This window comes from Microbispora sp. CA-135349 (assembly GCF_050947365.1).
Lineage (GTDB): Bacteria > Actinomycetota > Actinomycetes > Streptosporangiales > Streptosporangiaceae > Microbispora.
Window position 1 is genome coordinate 1,687,403 of record NZ_CP192001.1, and the last position, 16,728, is coordinate 1,704,130.

A 16,728-nucleotide genomic window follows, 5' to 3' on the forward strand; every position below is an offset into this window, starting at 1 on the left:
CCGACCGCCGAGGGACTCAGCGCAGCGGGGGGACGGCGTTGCGGGCGCGGTCGAGGGCGAGCACCGGCCACCAGGTGCCGCCGATCGGATCGACCTGGCGATACACGGGGTCCTCGGGGCCCTTGCCGCCGCGCGTGCACTGGCCGTTGGACTGCTCGGGGGAGCGCAGCCACAGGAACGCGTCGGCGAGCTCGCTGCCCGTGTCCGTGGTCGGGCGGCGGCCGACGCCCCGGCCCGGGGGGTTGCACCACGCCTGGGGGTCGGCGTACTTGCCCTCCGGCGGCTGCCACCCGCCCTTGCCGTTCCTGCTGGTGTCGATGACGAAGTGGGTCAGGGGCACTCCGGCCGGCACCGCGTCGATCTCGGCGCCGGTGCAGGTGCTCGTGCCGTCGTTCATCTTCACGTAGAGGCAGCGCGACAGGCTTTCCCCATAGCCGAGGAGCTCGTCGGTCTCCTGGAAGTCCGCCATGTTCAGGTAGAAGCCGTCGGCTCGCCGCACCCCGGCCTTCAGAAGCCGGTCGGCGATCTCCACGAGGCTGGGCCAGCCCTTGATGCCGCCGTCGAGATACACGGCCGTGTGCGGAAGCCTGCCCAGGCGGCTCACCGCGTAGCCGAGCTCGCGGTAGCGCTCGGCCGCGCCCGCCTTGCTCCCCTGCGAACAGCTGTTCCCGCCCGGGAGTCTGGTCAGGCTGTTCGGCTCCAGCACGACCACCGCCCGCGCCGGGCCGATCCCCTTCGCCACACGATCGATCCAGGCGCGGTACGACCGCTCGTCCGGCTCACCCCACTGCGAACAGTCCTTCATCGGCACGTGATCGGCCACGAACACGGGAACGGCATGACGGGCGGAGGCCTGCCGTACGGTCGACACGACCATGCGCTCGGCGTCGGTGGCCGGCATGTTCAGGTTCACGGGATGCGGCACCGCGGCCAGAGCGCGCATCAGCGCGGCGTCGGCCTTCCTGCCCTGCGTGTTCAACACGCTCGCCTGGCGCTGGGCGTCGGGTTCCTGCCGGTACGCGAACCGCACGCCGGGCTCGCGAAGCGGGTTGCCGCCGCTGCCCGCCGGGGCCTTCGACGCGGCCGGGGCGGTGGGCGTAGGCCCCCCGGCGTCCACCGCGGCCGGACGCGTCGAGGCGGCGGAGGAGGCGGCGGCGGAGGCGGCGGAGGCGGGGGCCTGCGTGTCGCCGTCGGAGAGCCAGACGGCGGCCACCGTCGCGATCACCGCCAGCCCGGCCACCCCGGCCGCGGCCCCGGCCACGAGGCCGCGGCGCCGTCTCCTGCCCCCGGGCACCGTCGTGACCGAAGACCCGGACGGCACCGGAGACTGCGACACCACCGGGGACTGCGACACCACCGGGGACTGCGACACAACCGAAGGTCCAGGCACCACCGAGGATCCCGGTGACGGCCCGGTCGCCATCGAGGACCCGGTCGCCATCGAGAACCCGGGCGCCATCGAGAACCCCGGCGCCACCGACGACCGCGACGACGGGGGCGCCCCGCCCGCCGCCGAAGGGGACATCGCGGGAGAGCCGGTGAGCGCGTCGAGGATGTCCTGCACGGTCGGGCGTCCGGCCGGATTCTTAGTCAGGGCGCGTCCCACCAGCGCGCCCAGCGGCCCGTCGAGACCGGCCAGGTCGGGCTCCCCGTTGATGATCCGGTTGAGCACGACAGGAAGCGGCCCGTTGCCGAACGGAGCGCGGCCCGTTCCCGCGTACGCGACCGTGCCCGCCCACGCGAAGACGTCCGAGGCGGGCGTGAGCGGGCCGCCCGAGAACTGCTCGGGCGACATGAACGACGGGGTACCGACGACTGCGCTGCTCATATGGCTTCCCACATCGGCGATGTGGGCCACGCCGAAGTCGATGACCTTGGGCCCGATGGGGGAGAGCAGGACGTTGCCGGGCTTCAGGTCGCGGTGGATGATGCCGGCCGCGTGGACGGCACGCAGGGCGGTCGCGACGCTGACCGCGAGCCCGTCCAGGCTGGAACCGCGCAGCGGCCCGTCCCGCTCGACGGCCTCCCGGAGCGTCGGGCCGGGCACGTACTCGGTGACCAGATAGACGGTCGCGCCGTCCACCTCCGCGTCCAGCACGGCGGCGGTGCAGAAGCGGGCGACCCGCTTGGCCGCCTCCACCTCCCGCCGGAACCGGCGGCGAAATTCGGGGTCGGCGGCGATGGCGTGATGGAGCAGCTTGACCGCCACGCGCGTGCCGTCCGGCGCCTCGCCCAGATAGACGGTGCCCATGCCGCCCTGGCCCAGCATGCGCAGCAGCCGGTAAGGCCCGACCTGGGCCGGGTCACCCGTCCGCAGGCCGGACTCGTGCTGCCCGGGTAAGCCCCCCGCCCCGCCGCCGTTCGTGCCGGATTCCGCCATCGCTCGCCCCCGCTGGCATGCCCCGATCGTCAGGTCAGTACGGGATCTTATTGACCGCCGCCGGGCCGGGCCACCGCCGGCGGCGCCGTCGACGCTTTCAGGCGCCGGCGCCGCCGTCGACCGGCACGATCGCGCCGGTCACCACGGAGGCTCGGTCGCTGAGCAGCCACGCGGCCACCTCGGCGACCTCGCGGGGCTCGGCCATCCGGCCGAGCGGCGTCGCCGCGTTGTTGGCCTCGATGATGCCGGGAGTCACTGCCTCCCACTTCTCCATCATCTCCGTGGCGGTGCCGCCGGGGGTGATGCCGTTGACCCGGATGCCCTCACGGGCCCAGGTCACCGCGGCGGTCTCGGTGATGCTGTTGAGCGCGCGCTTCATCGCGCCGTACGCGGGAAGGACGGGGTTCGCGCGGCGGCTGCCGATGCTCGAGGTGTTGACGATCGCCCCGCCGCCGTTGCGCCGCATGAGTGCGGCCTCGGCGGTCATGGCGGTCCAGTGCCCGCGGAAGTTCACCGTGAACTGCTGGTCGATGTCCTCGTCGCTCGTGGTGTCGAGCGGGCCGGGCTGCTGGATGACCGCGCCGTTGTTGAACGCGCCGTCGAGCCGTCCGTGCAGCTTCTCGACACGGTCGACGGCGGCGCGGATGCTCGCGCGGTCGGCGAGGTCCACGGTGACGGCGTCGGCGACGCCTCCGCCGGCGCGGATCTCGGTGACGACGCGGTCGAGGGCGCCGGTGTCACGGGCGGCGAGGACGACGGCGGCGCCCTCCCGGGCGAAGAGCCGGGCCGCGGCCTCGCCGATGCCGCGGCTCGCGCCGGTGATGAACACGACCTTGCCGGTGAGCAGGCCGACAGGCGCGGTGTCGATGTCGTTTGTCATGCCGCCAGCGTGCGCGGTCCCGGGGGCACGCATACAGGCACAGGCGGTACCACGATGAGCGGCCGCGCAGCGTGCACACTTGAGATATGGACAAGCACGAGCTTGGGGCATTTCTCCGTAGCCGTCGCGAGCGGCTCCGGCCGGAGGACGTCGGTCTCCCCTCGGGCTCCCGACGCAGGACGCCAGGCCTCCGCCGCGAGGAGGTGGCGGTCCTCGCGCACATCTCCACCGAGTACTACGTCCGGCTCGAACAGGGCAGGGCGCCGCGGCCCTCGGGCGAGGTCCTCGCCGGGATCGCCGGCGCGCTGCGGCTCACGGACGCCGAGTCCGACCACCTCCACGTCCTCGCGGGCACCGCGCCGATCCACACCGGACTGCACCGGCGGGACGTGCGCCCGAGCATCCTCGCGCTCCTCGAGCGGCTCCCGCAGACGGCCGGTATCGTGATCTCCGCAACGTTCGAGGTGCTCGCCTGGAACGATCTCGCGGCAGCCCTGATGGAAGACTTCGCCGCGCTCGCCCCCGAAGACCGCAACCTCGCACGTAAGGCGTTCCTCGGGCCGACGCCGCCTCACGAGACGATGTACGGCATCTCCGACGCCGCCGAGTTTCGGCACCATGTCGTCATGGAACTCCGGTCCACCCTCGCCCGCTATCCGTCGGACCCCGCGGTGACGGGTCTCGTCGAGGAGCTGCGCGACGGCAGCCCCGAGTTCACCCGGCTCTGGGAGCGGCACGACGTGCAGGCGGCGCAGACGCAGACGAAAACCTTCCGTCATCCGGCCGTCGGAGAGATCACCCTCGACTGCGACTCCCTCAAACTCACGGACCGCGACCAGCACCTCGTGCTCTACACCACGCCACGGGGATCGCGTGACGCGGACGCGCTGGCTCTGCTGAACATGCTCGCCACCGAGAGTAAGACCCTCAACACGGCGCCCTGACCTGCTCCACGTCGCGATGTGCGGCAGAGACCATCGGCCGATTCGGTGCGCTCGCACGGGCGCTCGCCTGCCCCGCGGGCACCGGGGACTCCCCGGGGTGGCGGACCCGGACGGGCTCGTGACCGGGCTCGTACCGGGCCGGGAACCGCCTTCAGCCGACCCTGACGACGTACTTGCCCCGCACCCCGCCCGCCTCCAGCGCCCGGTGCGCCGCCGCCGTCTCCTCCAGCGGGAAGCACCTGTCCACCGCGGGGCGCAGTCTCCCCTCCGCCACCTCGCGGGCGAGGTCGTCGAAGAGTGCCCGCTTGGGGTTGCCGCTGAAGAAGCGCACCCGGCCGCGTCCGTGTACGGCGCTGGCGGCGATGTAGCCGAGTGAGGCGGCGAGCCGCGTCAGGTCGAAGGCGATGGTGACCATGCGTCCGCCGGGCGCCAGCAGGCGCCGGAAGGCCCGCAGGTCGGTGCCCGCGGTGTCGAGGACCACGTCGAACGGGCCCAGTTCTTCCGGTGAGACGGTCCGGTGGTCGATGACGTGGTGGGCGCCGAGCGTACGGACGAAGTCGAGGTTGGCGGCGCGGGCCAGGGCCGTGACCTCGGCGCCGTATGCCCGTCCGAGCTGGACGGCGGCGTTGCCGACGCCGCCCGCGGCGCCGCGTACGAGCAGTCGTTCGCCGGGGCGCAGTCCGGCCTTGTCGCGCAGCGCCGTGATGGCCGTGGTCGCCACCGGCAGCGCGGCGGCTTCCACGAGATCAAGCCCGTCCGGGACCCGGCCGAGCCGCTCGGCCCGGACTGTCACATACTCGGCGGCGCTGCCGAATCCGGTGCGGCCCACGATGCCCCACACCCGGTCGCCGACCGCGACGTCCGTCGTGCCGGCGCCGAGCGCGGCGACCTCGCCGGTGAAGTCCACCCCGACGCGTTGCGGAAACTTGCGTCCGGTGAAGAGGCGGAGCCTGCCGGAGCGGGCCACCGTTTCGCCGCCGTTGACGCTGAACGCGTGCACCCGCACGAGCACCTCGCCGGGCGCCGGTTCGGGGCGTGGCACCCGGCCCACGTACAGCACCTCGGGGCCGCCGAAGCGGTCGAAAAGCACTGCTCTCATCGTGCGGTCGTCCATCGTTCTCACCTTCGCCACCAGTGACCGTGCGGGGTCTGGCCCGAGCGTAGGCTCATAAGTGGACGACACCGTCCGTTTGGATCGGAAGTGAGAGACAGTGGTGGAGGATTCCTCTCGAATCGCCGGCCCGGGGCTGCGGGCCGACGCCCGGCGCAACCGGGGCCGCATCCTCGTCGCCGCCCGTGCGGTCTTCGCCGAGCACGGGATCGACGCGCCGATGGCGACCGTGGCCCGGCGGGCCGGGGTCGGCGTGGCGACGTTGTACCGGCGTTTTCCGACCCGCGACGCCCTGGTGCGGGCCGCGTTCGCGCAGCAGATGGAGACCTGCGCCCGGGTGCTCACCGAGGCGCTGGCCGACCCCGACCCCTGGCGGGGCTTCCAGCGGCTGTTCGAGACGGTCTGCGAGCTTCAGCGGAAGGAACAGGGCTTCCCGGCCGCGTTCGTCGCGGCCTTCCCGGGCAGCATGGCGGAACACACCCAGGCCCGGGAGCGGGCTGAGCGGGACCTCATGACCCTGGTCCGCAGAGCCCAGGCAGCGGGTGCGCTACGGGCCGACTTCCACCCTTCCGACCTCGCCGTGGCCCTGTTGTCCCACTGTGGTCTGGTGACCGCGCTGCCGCATGACAGTGCCGCGTCCCGGCGCCTGGTGGCGTACCTGCTCCAGTCGTTCCGCGCCGAAGCGGCGCACGGGGCCCTGCCTCCGCCGAGTGCTCTGTCGCTGCGCAATCTCCCGCTCGAGGCCGACGGCTCCCAGAGACAGCGCCCCTCCAGGGCCTGACGCGGGAGCCGACGCCGCCCCGTCAGCGGTCGCGGCGGCCGTTCTCGCGGTCGGTCTCGTCCTTCCCGCCGTGGTCGAGGCCCATGAACTGCCGCATGTACGCCTGATAGGCGTCGGCCCGGACTCTGGCCGACGGCGAGCGAACACCACGCGCGACGTCCTGAGGGATGCCGCCGGAGCCGGGCCGCCTGGACGTGTAGTCCCGCAGGCGTTCCCGATGCTCGTCCGCCCAGTCGTGCAAGGCCCCGATGCGGGCGAAGTGGAACGCCGCGGCCAGCAAGGGCGTGAGGAGGACCGTCGTCACGATGACGCCGACGTCGTGAACGAGCACCCCGAGGATCAGGACGGCTCCGGCCACGCCGCCGGCTCTGATCAGACCCCTTCGGACGCTCGCGCGGTCGGTCCGGGCCTGCTCGGCCCACGCGCGCACGTGCCCCAGCGGAGGCCGGTACGCCGCGCCGAGCCGTAGGACTCGCGGGAGCAGGCCCGCGTACGCCGCCAGGGTCAGCGCGACGAGATACCAGGACAGTGTCGCGGCGATGTCCGGCCGAGCCCAGCCCCACATGATCCAGGCCACCGGGATCGTGGCCGTGCCCCAGCCCCCGAGCCACAGCGCCGCGCGGACGACCGCTTCCATCCGGGCGGTGGGCGACAGTCGCCGGCTCTCATAGTCGGCCCACTGCCGATCTCGCAGAGCCGAGGCGGAGTCCAGCGCGGTCATCACCCGCTGGTGCTGCCGGTCGACTGCCGCCTGGTGACGCTGTTGTTCGGCCTGGGCCGCGGCGAAAGCGGTGAAGTCGGCGCGCACGAGCCATCCGACAGGGGTGTCCGAGTCGCCGCCCCGCGCGCGCAACCAGTCGTACCACTCGATCTCACCGGCGGGGGGCGGCGTCACGCGCTCGCAGCCGGCGCGCAACCACGCCCTGCTCTCCGAATAGGGCAGAAGAGCCGCCAACAGCAGTCCGCGCGCCCCGCTCTCGGCCCACTCCCGGGCTTCGGGCGGTAGCCCGGGAACCTCGGCGGCCAACCGCCGCCACGAATCCCAGACCTCGTCCCAGGCCCGTTGCGTTCCGCGCAGCGCGCTCAGCACCGTGAACGCGGAGAGGGCGTCCAGCAGGCCGCCTTCGCAGAGGTCGCGGTAGAGCTCCCGTTCGGGGCCGCTTTCTCGCAGGCGACCGATCCTGAGCGCCTCGGAAAGCGACTCCGCGGTCACCACCGTCCCTCGCCAGACGGCTTCTCCCTCCGGATCGAGCCAGCCCAGCAGGTGAAGCAGTTTCAGGTCAACCGGGAGTCCGTCGTCCCGGAGCCGATGGTCGACGAGTTCGATCTGAGCGGTCAGGTCATCGGCGGTGAGACCGTCGAGCTCGTGCAGCCAGGACAGAAGGCCGCGCCAGCCGTCGGAGGGCGCACCGGGCGTGGCCGCTCCCTCGAAGAACTGACGCCTCGCCGCGGCCCAGTCGCCGCGGATGGCGGCGGCCAGTTCCTCTCGGGTCGTAACCGCCACACCCGCGAGGACCAGCGGGCGGCGCTGCGGCGCCGGCTGGTGGATGTGGTTGATCTGGACGTTGCGATCGCCGAGTTGGAAAGGGGCCGGGCCGTGGAAGACGTTTCCCGATAATCCGTCTCTTCCTGATTCGGAGTCGCGGGTCATGCCCCCGGCCCGAAGTGGTTGTCCTGATGGTTGTGGTCCCCGACCTGGAATGCGGTCGGTCCATGGAAGACGTTCCCGGACACTCCCCCCACTGACGCCTGCCGGGCCTGGTCGGCGATGTCGTTCAGTTCGCGGGCGACCCGTTCGCGTCCGGCCTCGTCGAGACTCTCCAGCAGCATCTCGAATCGGGTCGTCCAGGACGCCTCCTGCCGTGCCCGTACCAAGGCCGCTTCCCCCGGCGCGAGCGAGGCGAGATCCGTCGCGGTCTGATCCAGCCGCGTCAGTTCCGCCTGCTCACGCTCGGGATCGTCGTGGCCGAGCACCCGCGCGACCCGCTGCCGCACAGTCACCCACACGTCCGTGCCCGCGGCCTGCACCACCGCGGTGCCGCCCGCCGCGGCCACCGCCGCCAGCCAGTCGACCAACACTTCCGGCCTCCTCACACGGTTTCCTGACACTTTATCCGTGGCCTTGGTGAGGTCGCCGAATTTCCCGACAGGGAAATCGACCCGGAAAACGAGACCGAAGGGAATTACGCCGGATAACGCTTCGGACGCGGGCGGCTGGGCAGGCAGGGCCTATTGCACGCAGAGAGCGGACACCGTGACGTCGTAGATGTACCAGCTGCTGTCAGGAGTCGCGTACACGGTGGTCACGCCGGTCGTCTGGTAGCCGGTGCAGTCGGCGCCGGCCGTGAGGATGGCGGTGCGGGCCGCCGCCGCGCCGTTCTGCGTGGCCACCGAGGACGTATTGCCCTGACCGCGACCCGTCGCGCTGCGCGGCACGGTGTAGGGAGACGGGGACGCCGGCGCGCACAGGCCGGTCGCCGTCCCGCCGTACACGTAACCGCCCCCGCTGGGAACGGCGTACTGGAGGGTGGCCGACGAGGTCACGTTCGTGCAGACCTCTCCCAGCTGAGCGGCCAGTCTGGTGAGCTCGCCACGGGCGCCGGCCTGGGCCGCGGCCGACGCGGTGGTCTGGGTCTGACCCCATGCCGTGGCGGTCGCCGTCCGCCAGGTGTCGGCGTGGGCCGCGGCCGGGCCGAGGCCGATCCCCGCCGCGACGAGCGCTCCCACGATCATCGATCGGCCGGCGAGCCGTCCACGCCGGTTTCCGCCGTACGTTTCCTCGTGCTGCGCCATTCGCGCCTCCTGTTCGCCGCTTCACCCATAAGTAGATTCGCTGGTGCCCGGCGGCCATCCGTGAAGGCGTGGGAAGCGCGGAGCGGCAGGTGGGCGAGCCCGGCCGATGAAAGTTTCCTCGGAGCGGCAGGCGTCAGATCTGAACCGTCATGGTGGTGTCGATCACGCGGAACCCGAGCCTCTCGTACACGCGGCGGGCGGGGTTGCCCTCGGTGACCACCAAATCGAGACAGGGCAGACCGTCCGCCCCGGCGCGGGCCAGGGCCGCCGACAGCATGACCGTGCCGAGACCCCGCGGCGACCGCTCCGGGTGCCGGAACACATCAGCGACCCACGGCCCCCGGTCCGAGTCGTTGACGATGACGCCGCCCACCACCTCGCCGGGAGAGCCGTCCCGTACGGCGAGGACGCTGCACGCCAGCAGGGGACCGATCAGCTCGCCGTTGAGCAGCGGAACGAGTTCTTCGTTCAGGGCCTTCTCGCCGTCTCTGGGACGGTGGTCGGGATGGCCGGGCGGGTAGGCCGCGAACCACGCCGGGAAGATGTCGGCGGGCGCCCGGTCGCAGGGAACCACCCGGAAGCCGTCCGGAGCGGCGGCCTCGACGGGCCGGGCGATCGGCAGATCACACTGCATCACGGTCATGTGCCGCAGCAGCCGGCCGCCTCGCTCCAGCAGCGTGCGGCCGAGCTCGACCGGCGCCGAGACGGCCCAGCCCCGAAGCCGCGACGTGATCACCTCGGCGGCGTCCGGGCCGATGTCCTCGATCGCGTGGGCCCAGGGGAGGCCGTCACGCTCGCCTTTCAGGTAGCTCATCACCGCGACGCCGTGAGCGTCGGTCAATTTCCGCCGGTCCTCGTTCACAGCCGAAGGGTCGCGCGGCCACGGCCCGGCGGACAACCCCTTATCGGTTCGCGAGCAGGTCGCGGAGCGCGGTCGGCTTACGGCCGAGCAGCTCCCCGAGCGCCGGGCCGACCTCGGCGAACTCCCCCCGGCGACTGGCCTCGAACATGCCCAGCAAGAACCGGGCCTGCTGCTCGGGAACGCCGCGCGACACCATGCCGGCGACCCACTCGTCGTCCGGCACGGTGACGCGGGTGATCTCGCGTCCCGTCAGGCCGGAGGCGATGGCGGCGACGTCGGTGAGATCGAGCGCCTCGGGACCGGTCAGCGGCGGTGTGATCCCGTCGAGCCGGCCCTCTTCTGTCAGTGCGACGGCGGCCACCTCGGAGAGGTCGGCGTGCGCGGTCCAGGAGACCGGGCCGTCCTCCGGCGCGACGAGCGTGCCGGTCTCGAGCGCCTGGCTCACGAAGTGGATCGCGGTGGCCGCGTAGAAGCCGTTGCGCAGCGCGGTGAACGCGACCCCGGACGCGCGCAGGTCCTGCTCGGTCTCGGCGTGGGCCGGCATCGGAAGGAAGGGCGAGGCCGGGTTCGCGGCCATGTGGCTGGTGTAGGCGATCCGCTCGGCGCCCGCCGCCCTGGCCGCCTCGATCGCCGTACGGTGCGGGCGCGCGTCCGCCGGACCGGAGACGATCAGCACCCGCGACGCGCCCTCGAACGCGTACGCCAGGCTCGCGGGGTCGTCGAAGTCGCCGCGCCGGACGCGTACGCCGCGCTGGGCGAGGTCCTCGGCCTTGGAAGTGTCGCGGACGCTGACGCCGATCCGGCCGGCGGGGATGCGTGCGAGCAGGTGCTCGACGACGCCGCGGCCGAGCTGACCGGTCGCCCCGGAGACGATGATCATGGCGATCTCCCGTGTTGTCGGTGTGTTATCGGTGATATCGAGAGCACGCTAACACCGGAAAAGCGCTGATATCAAATCACTGCTATCGTTGGAATCATGAGCGAATCCGAGAGCGAGACGGAGAGTGGCCGCGACAGGACGCGGGCGCACATCGTGTCGGTGGCGGCGCGGCTGCTCGCGAGCGGCGGGCGCGACGCCCTCTCGACCAGGGCGGTGGCCGCCGCCGCGGGAACCCAGGCGCCGACGATCTATAGGTTGTTCGGCGACAAGGAGGGCCTGCTCGAGGCGGTCGCCGAGCATGGGTTCCGCTCATACCTCCGGGACAAGAAGGCCGGCCCGCCCGCCGCCGACCCGGTCGAAGGGTTGCGGGCCGGATGGGACCTGCACGTCGGCTTCGGGCTGGCGAACCCCGCCCTGTTCTCGCTGATGTACGGCGACCCCACGCCGGGACGGAGGTCGCCCGCCGCCGTCGCCGCCTTCCGCATGCTGGGGGAGCGCATCCGCGCGATCGCCGCCGCGGGCAGGCTGAAGGTCGGCGAGCGCCTCGCGGCGGACGTCGTGCACGCCGCGGGCTGCGGCACGGTCTTCGCCCTGCTCGCCATGCCCGAGGAGGAGCGTGACCCGCGACTGTCCGAGGTGGCCCGCGACGCGGCGATCGCCGCCATCACCACCGACGCTCCCGCGGTCGAGACCCCCGGACCCGCCGCGGCCGCGATGGCGCTGCGCGCCGCGCTGCCCGATGCCACGGCCCTGACCGACGGCGAACGTCACGTGCTCGGCGAATGGCTCGACCGCCTCGCCGCGAACCGGCGCGTTCCTCAGCGTGAACGGTGAGGCGGCGTGGCTCCGCCGCGATCCCGGCCGTCCTGACCGCCTGCCCTGCGTGCGGTCACCCAGGCGGCGATCTGGGCGCGGGAGTTGAAGCCGAGCTTGGTCAGGATGTGCTCGACGTGGCCCTCCGTGGTTCTGAGGGCGATGACGAGTGCCGAGGAGATGTCCCGGTTGCTCATTCCCTGGGCTATCAGCTCGGCGATCTCGCTCTCGCGCCTGGTCAGCGGTGACGCCTCCGGTACGGCGGCCTCCTGCGGTTCCTCGCCCCGGTCCTCGATTCCGTGCGCGTCCGCCGGCTCGCCGAGCGCCTCGGCGATGGCGTCGTCGAGCGTCAACCGCGCGCCCTGGCGCAGCGCGCGGTCGAGGGCCCGCTCGCCCATCGGCTCCCGGAGCGCGTGCACACACCGCTCGTGGAACTCGCCGTGCTGCGTCATCCACAGGGGGCTGATTCCGGCCGTCCGGCACACCCCCACCGCGGCGCCCAACATGCGGGCGGCGGCGGTGTGCCGGCCCTCGCTCTGCGTGATCCAGCCGAGCGCCTCCATCGAGGTCCCGATGGCGAGACGGTCGTCGAAGCCGCGGCCGATCCGCAGGCTCTCCCGGGCCAAAGACTTCGCCCGGGCGGTGTCCCCCCGCTGCCAGGCCTGGATGGCGTACACGGTCAGCACCCAGGACCGGATCCAGCGCTCACCATGGCGCTCGGCGATCGCGAGACTGCGCTCGAGTAACAGCGCCGCCCGTTCCGAGTCGCCCAGGTAGCCGACCGCGGCCCCGAGCGCGAAGAGGCCGACGACGAGGGCGATGCCCTCCCCGGCGGCGGCGAGCCCCGAGACGGCCTCCTCCAGGAGGACGGCCGCCCGCGCGTGGTCGCCGCTCTGGTGCCTCGCTATGCCGGCGATCAGCGACGCCCAGGCCAGGATCCTGGTGTCGCCCAGCTTCTCGGCCAGCGCCCGGCCCTCGCCGATGCGAAGCTCCCCCGTCGTCGGGTCGGCCTGCATGAACGCCAAGTGCGCGGCGGTGCACAGGGCCTCGGCCCGTACGGCGGTCAGCGCCGGAGCCGCCTTCAGCAACCGGTCGAGCCAGTAACGGCCCTCGCTGTAGAACGCGTTGGGCATCCAGAGGGGATCGAACAGGAGCGCGGCCATGCGCAGCCCGGTCTCCGCCTCGCCGGGCTCGTCGAGGCAGAAGTCCATGGCCGCGCGCAGATGTGCCAGCTCCAACCGCAACCGGGTGTACCACGTCAACTGGGCGGGGCCGAACCATTCGGCCACCGCCCGCTCGACCAGGCGGAGGTAGTGGTCGCGATGGCGCCGGGCCAGCGCCCGCCGCTCGCCGGGCCCCTCCAGCCGATGCCTGCCGAACTCCCGCAGCGTCTCCAGCATGCGGTAGCGGACCTGGCCCTCGTGCTCCTCACGCAGCAGTAGCGACTTGTCCAGCAGCGCGTCGATCAGATCGAGCACGTCGTGCTGTTCGATGCCGCCGCCGGTGCAGACCGCCTCCACGGCTGCGAGATCGAAGTGGCCGGGGAAGATCGATACGCGGCTGCACAGCGTGCGCTCGGGCGGGGAGAGCAGTTGAAAGCTCCAGTCCACCAGCGCGTGCAGGGTCCGCTGGCGCGGGGCGAGGGTCGGGCTCCCGCTCGCCAGCAGGCCGTACCTGTTGTCGAGTCGTTCGAGCAGCGCGTCGACCGACAGCGCCCTCAGCCGTACGGCGGCCAGTTCGATCGCCAGCGGGATCCCATCCAGCCGACGGCACAGCTCGACCACGGCGTCCTTGTTGTCCGCTGTCAGGTGGAACCCGGGCACGACGGCCGCCGCCCGCTCCAGGAACAGGAGGACTCCGTCGTACAGCTCCAGCGCTTCGCCCGGGAGCCGCCGGTCCGGCTCGGGAAGCGGGAGTGGCGCCACCTTCACCTGGTGCTCGCCCATGATGCCGAGCGACTGGCGGCTGGTGGCGATGATCCGTAAGTCGGGTACGGCCCGTAGGAGCCGGTCGGCGAGCGTCGCGCAGGCGTCTCGCAGGTGCTCGCAGTTGTCGAGCACGAGCAGCGTCCGCTGTGCCGACAGCGCCTGGATCAGCGAGGTGACAGAGGATTTCTCCGACTGGTCCCGCACGCCCATGGTCGCCGCCACCGTCTCGGTGACCAGCTCCGGGTCGTCGAGGGCGGCCAGGTCGATCAGCCAGACCGCATCGAACGCCCGGTGCTGTTCGGCGGCGGCCCGCAGAGCGAGCCGGGTCTTGCCGACGCCCCCCGCTCCCGTCAGGGTCACCAGGCGCGAGACGTTCTGCAACCGGCGAATCTCGGTGAGGTCCCGCCTGCGGCCCACGAAACTCGTCAGCTCGGCCGGAAGGTTGCCGACCCGACGCGTGAGCGGCGCGCTGGTGGCCACCACTTCACGCTAAATGGGGACGAACTACCAGGTCAAACGCTCCTGCGTGCCTCGACGGGAGCGCTCGGCAGGGCGGCGTCAGCGTGCCGCGCCGGCCTCGACGCGATCGAGCAGGATCTCCCGGCGCAGCCGGGCCAGGTCGGGTCCGCTTCCGGTGGCCGTACGGCTGTAGCGGTCGGTGCCGTGCAGACCGCGCCAACTGGGCAGCCGCTCCTGGATGAGGTGCAGGAGACCGAAGTCGGGCCCGGGGGCGGTGTCGCCCGCGGCGGCCCGCAGCAGCGCGGGAGCCGAGGCGAGCATGGCGTCGAGCTGGGCATGGCCGTCCTCGACCTGCCGGGTCACCTCGTCGATCGCCTCCTGTCTGGTGCAGCCGGTCTCGTGGCGGAGCACCCTGACCAGGTTGTAGGGGGCGCCGATGGCCTCGTCCTGTTCCAGGGTCCGCAGGTCGTTCTCCGCGAGCGCGGTGGCCAGCCCGAGGTCGAGCGCCCGCCGGAAGAGCGGATGGTCACGCACGCCCGGGTCGATCCGCCCGCCGTACGTCACCTCGAAGAGGTCCAGGGCGAGGTCGGGCCCGGCGCTGCGCAGGCGCAGCGGGAGCTGGTCGCGCAGGCTGGGGACGAACCCGCTGAGCCGATGGCACGCCTCGCGTTCGCACGCCTCCAGCCATTCCGCGAGGTGGTCCAGGGCGCGTGCCCGCCACGAGGGCGGCTGCATCGGGCGGATCCCCGCCCACGCCCGGGCCAGAGCGGTGGCGACCGCCCCACCGGCCCGTGGGGTGTGGCCGAGTCCGCGGACGAGCAGGGTGAGCCGCTGCCGCAGCCGGACGACCTCTCCGGGATCGGTGAGCTCCGGGTCCTCCAGGAGGTCGTCGAGCACGTAGCACACCAGCATCCACCGGGCCAGCGTCTCGACCTGCTCGGCGCCGGCGTCCGGCCACATTCGCGCCGCGGCCCCGGCCATGCCACCCCATCGCGGATGACGGGCCTCCTCCGGCGTGGCGGCGAGCCCGGTCTCCACCGACCAGGCGTCCAGCCGCTCCTGCACCCGCTGCCGCATCAGCCCGGGGACACCGGCCGGTGCCGGTGAGGGTGACTGTGCGGGCACGGTGACGAGGGCCGGGCCAGCCGGTCCGCCCGTGCTCATGACCGAGCGCGCGTAGCCGGCCAGCGCCTCACGTGACGGCGGATCGCCGAGGCCGTCGAGTCGCCGGACCGCCGCCTCCATGTGGGCGTCGGCGACCCGGCGGGCCTCGTCCACGGCTCCGCTGGACAGGACCAGGCGCCGGGCGGTCTCGGCGTCGGCCGCCGTCAGACCGCGGCGCAGCAGCCGGGCGAGCTCGGGCTCGCGGGCCAGCGCCCTGATCACGGGGAGGGTGTAGACGCCCTCCACGATGTCGGAGTTGGCCGGTTTCCCGAGGTGCCCGGACGTCGCGGTCAGGTCGAGGATGTCGTCGCGCATCTGGTAGGCCATGCCGAGATGCCAGCCGAACCGCGCCAGCGCATGTTCCTCCTCCGGTCCCCGCCCGGCCTGCATGGCGCCCAGCCGGCAGGCCAGGGACAGCAGCTCTGCGGTCTTGGCGCCGGTCACCTCCATGTAGGCCTCTTCGGTGCGGGAGAGCAGGAAGCGGTCGGCGGTCTCGGCGATGACACCCGTGCAGGCGCGTTCGCCGGCCTCGGCGGCCACGAGCGCCTCGCGTTCGCCCAGCTCGGCGAGCATCCGGCTGCTGTTGACGACCAGGAGGTCACCGGCCAGGACCGCCATGCGCGCGCCCCACACGCTGTTGACGCTCGGCCCGCCCCTGCGCTGCCGCGCGTCGTCGATGACGTCGTCGTGATAGAGCGACGCCATGTGCAGCAGCTCGACGGCCGCCGCCGCGCGTACGGCACGGACGCCGGCGGCCCGCTCCGCACCGGCGAGCAGATAATACGAAAGCAGGGTCAAAGTGGGCCGGATCAGGCGGCCGTGGCCGCCCGGCTGCCTGGTGAGCGTGGCGAGATCGGGCCGGCCCCGTACGCCTGCGAGGCCGAGGATCTCGCGCACCCGTCCCAGGTCGGTCTCCAAGGCGGGGAAGAACTGCGATGTCATGGGGGACTCCAGACGAGGACTCATGGACGCGCCGTGGCCGGCCGGTGTACGCGTGTGCGGTGCGCGAACGCGCGGATGCCGAGAGCCGCCGTGACCAGCGCCCAGCACACGGCCGGGCCCGCGGCGTTCCATGGCGTCGTGTGAAGAGCAACGGACGAGACGGCCCACTGCATCGGTCCGTAATCGGGCAGGTAGCGCACCACGACGCTGGACGCGGCCGGAGTGGCGAGCGGGCTCTGCAGGGCCAGGTCCACCGAGCAGATCACGGTGACGAGGACCAGACCGGCCAGGTCGCTGGTCAGCACCGCGGCGAGCGCGACGCCGATCCCGCCGTAGATGAGCGCCCCACCGAAGAGCGCGGCGGCGAGCAGCAGGGGCTGCGCGGTCGGGTGGGTCAGGCAGATCAGGCCGGTCGCGTAGAGCGCGACGCAGAGCGCGACCACCACCAGCGCGGTCAGCTTCGCCGCGATCAGGCACAGCCGCGGGAAGCCGGACCGCACCAGGCGGCGGTCGAAGGACGCCGCGTTCATCGTGGTCACGAACATCATGAACCCGGTGATCAGCGCCGAGATCTGCAGCGCTCCGGCCAGCTGGTTGAGGACGTTGGCCGGCAGGGTGACGACCCGGCCGGCGGCGCGAAGATGGAAGGGGAGGGCGACCTCCAGGGACAGGGCGTAGATAACGATCGCCCACACCGGGATGAAGCCCACGACGATCACGAGAGCCAGCCGGTTGCGCAGATGCTCCACGAGCGTCATCCGCACGGCGGTGGCATAGCAGCTCCAATGGCG

The 16,728-nt window shown here is 72.5% G+C and carries 14 protein-coding genes; 3 read left to right on the forward strand and 11 right to left on the reverse strand.

Annotated elements, in window-relative coordinates; translation table 11 throughout:
* Positions 1 to 16: 16 nt before the first annotated feature.
* Both ACQPZZ_RS08245 and ACQPZZ_RS08250 read right to left on the reverse strand, forming a co-directional pair.
* Complete coding sequence (locus tag ACQPZZ_RS08245; protein ID WP_432930411.1) at positions 17 to 2,380, reverse strand: glycoside hydrolase family 6 protein; 2,364 nt, start codon at positions 2,378 to 2,380, stop codon at positions 17 to 19.
* A 97-nt stretch (positions 2,381 to 2,477) separates the two neighbouring features.
* Positions 2,478 to 3,260, reverse strand: a complete 783-nt coding sequence (locus ACQPZZ_RS08250) for an SDR family NAD(P)-dependent oxidoreductase (RefSeq protein ID WP_432930414.1) — start codon at positions 3,258 to 3,260, stop codon at positions 2,478 to 2,480.
* Between the two features lie 86 nt (positions 3,261 to 3,346).
* Here ACQPZZ_RS08250 and ACQPZZ_RS08255 point away from each other — a divergent pair, with 86 nt between their 5' ends.
* The gene (locus tag ACQPZZ_RS08255; RefSeq protein ID WP_432930416.1) at positions 3,347 to 4,204 is read left to right on the forward strand and encodes a helix-turn-helix transcriptional regulator; all 858 of its coding nucleotides are present in this window, start codon (positions 3,347 to 3,349) and stop codon (positions 4,202 to 4,204) included.
* Between the two features lie 151 nt (positions 4,205 to 4,355).
* Here ACQPZZ_RS08255 and ACQPZZ_RS08260 read toward each other — a convergent pair whose 3' ends face one another.
* Positions 4,356 to 5,318 carry an NAD(P)-dependent alcohol dehydrogenase gene (locus tag ACQPZZ_RS08260; protein ID WP_432930418.1) on the reverse strand — a complete coding sequence of 321 codons (963 nt, stop codon included), beginning with the start codon at positions 5,316 to 5,318 and terminating at the stop codon, positions 4,356 to 4,358.
* Between the two features lie 97 nt (positions 5,319 to 5,415).
* On the opposite strand from ACQPZZ_RS08260, the gene ACQPZZ_RS08265 reads away from it, so the two are divergent.
* Positions 5,416 to 6,096, forward strand: coding sequence for a TetR/AcrR family transcriptional regulator (locus ACQPZZ_RS08265; protein ID WP_432930420.1), 681 nt, complete (start codon positions 5,416 to 5,418; stop codon positions 6,094 to 6,096).
* 22 nt (positions 6,097 to 6,118) lie between these two features.
* On the opposite strand, the gene ACQPZZ_RS08270 is transcribed toward ACQPZZ_RS08265, so the two are convergent.
* From ACQPZZ_RS08270 to ACQPZZ_RS08290, 5 genes are all read right to left on the reverse strand, one after another.
* Complete coding sequence (locus tag ACQPZZ_RS08270; protein WP_432930422.1) at positions 6,119 to 7,600, reverse strand: hypothetical protein; 1,482 nt, start codon at positions 7,598 to 7,600, stop codon at positions 6,119 to 6,121.
* Between the two features lie 143 nt (positions 7,601 to 7,743).
* A complete protein-coding gene (locus ACQPZZ_RS08275; RefSeq protein WP_363645956.1) occupies positions 7,744 to 8,175 on the reverse strand; it encodes a hypothetical protein in 432 nt (143 codons plus the stop codon).
* 150 nt (positions 8,176 to 8,325) lie between these two features.
* Complete coding sequence (locus ACQPZZ_RS08280) at positions 8,326 to 8,889, reverse strand: hypothetical protein (RefSeq protein ID WP_432930424.1); 564 nt, start codon at positions 8,887 to 8,889, stop codon at positions 8,326 to 8,328.
* Between the two features lie 133 nt (positions 8,890 to 9,022).
* Positions 9,023 to 9,730: a GNAT family N-acetyltransferase gene (locus ACQPZZ_RS08285; RefSeq protein WP_432930426.1), complete on the reverse strand. Its 708-nt coding sequence runs from the start codon at positions 9,728 to 9,730 to the stop codon at positions 9,023 to 9,025.
* A 61-nt stretch (positions 9,731 to 9,791) separates the two neighbouring features.
* Entirely contained in the window at positions 9,792 to 10,631 is an 840-nt protein-coding gene (locus tag ACQPZZ_RS08290) for an NAD(P)H-binding protein (protein ID WP_432930428.1), read from the reverse strand.
* A 96-nt stretch (positions 10,632 to 10,727) separates the two neighbouring features.
* On the opposite strand from ACQPZZ_RS08290, the gene ACQPZZ_RS08295 reads away from it, so the two are divergent.
* Positions 10,728 to 11,465: a TetR/AcrR family transcriptional regulator gene (locus ACQPZZ_RS08295; protein WP_432930430.1), complete on the forward strand. Its 738-nt coding sequence runs from the start codon at positions 10,728 to 10,730 to the stop codon at positions 11,463 to 11,465.
* Here the strand turns inward: ACQPZZ_RS08295 and ACQPZZ_RS08300 are convergent.
* The 3 genes from ACQPZZ_RS08300 to ACQPZZ_RS08310 all read right to left on the reverse strand — a co-directional run bounded on the left by ACQPZZ_RS08300 (position 11,450) and on the right by ACQPZZ_RS08310 (position 16,701).
* Positions 11,450 to 13,852 (reverse strand): LuxR C-terminal-related transcriptional regulator, encoded by a 2,403-nt coding sequence (locus tag ACQPZZ_RS08300; RefSeq protein WP_432930432.1) that lies wholly within the window; start codon positions 13,850 to 13,852, stop codon positions 11,450 to 11,452. The genes ACQPZZ_RS08295 and ACQPZZ_RS08300 overlap by 16 nt on opposite strands.
* A 78-nt stretch (positions 13,853 to 13,930) precedes the next feature.
* Entirely contained in the window at positions 13,931 to 15,937 is a 2,007-nt protein-coding gene (locus ACQPZZ_RS08305) for a polyprenyl synthetase family protein (RefSeq protein ID WP_432930434.1), read from the reverse strand.
* A 20-nt stretch (positions 15,938 to 15,957) separates the two neighbouring features.
* Entirely contained in the window at positions 15,958 to 16,701 is a 744-nt protein-coding gene (locus ACQPZZ_RS08310; RefSeq protein ID WP_432930436.1) for an ABC transporter permease, read from the reverse strand.
* Positions 16,702 to 16,728 lie beyond the last annotated feature (27 nt).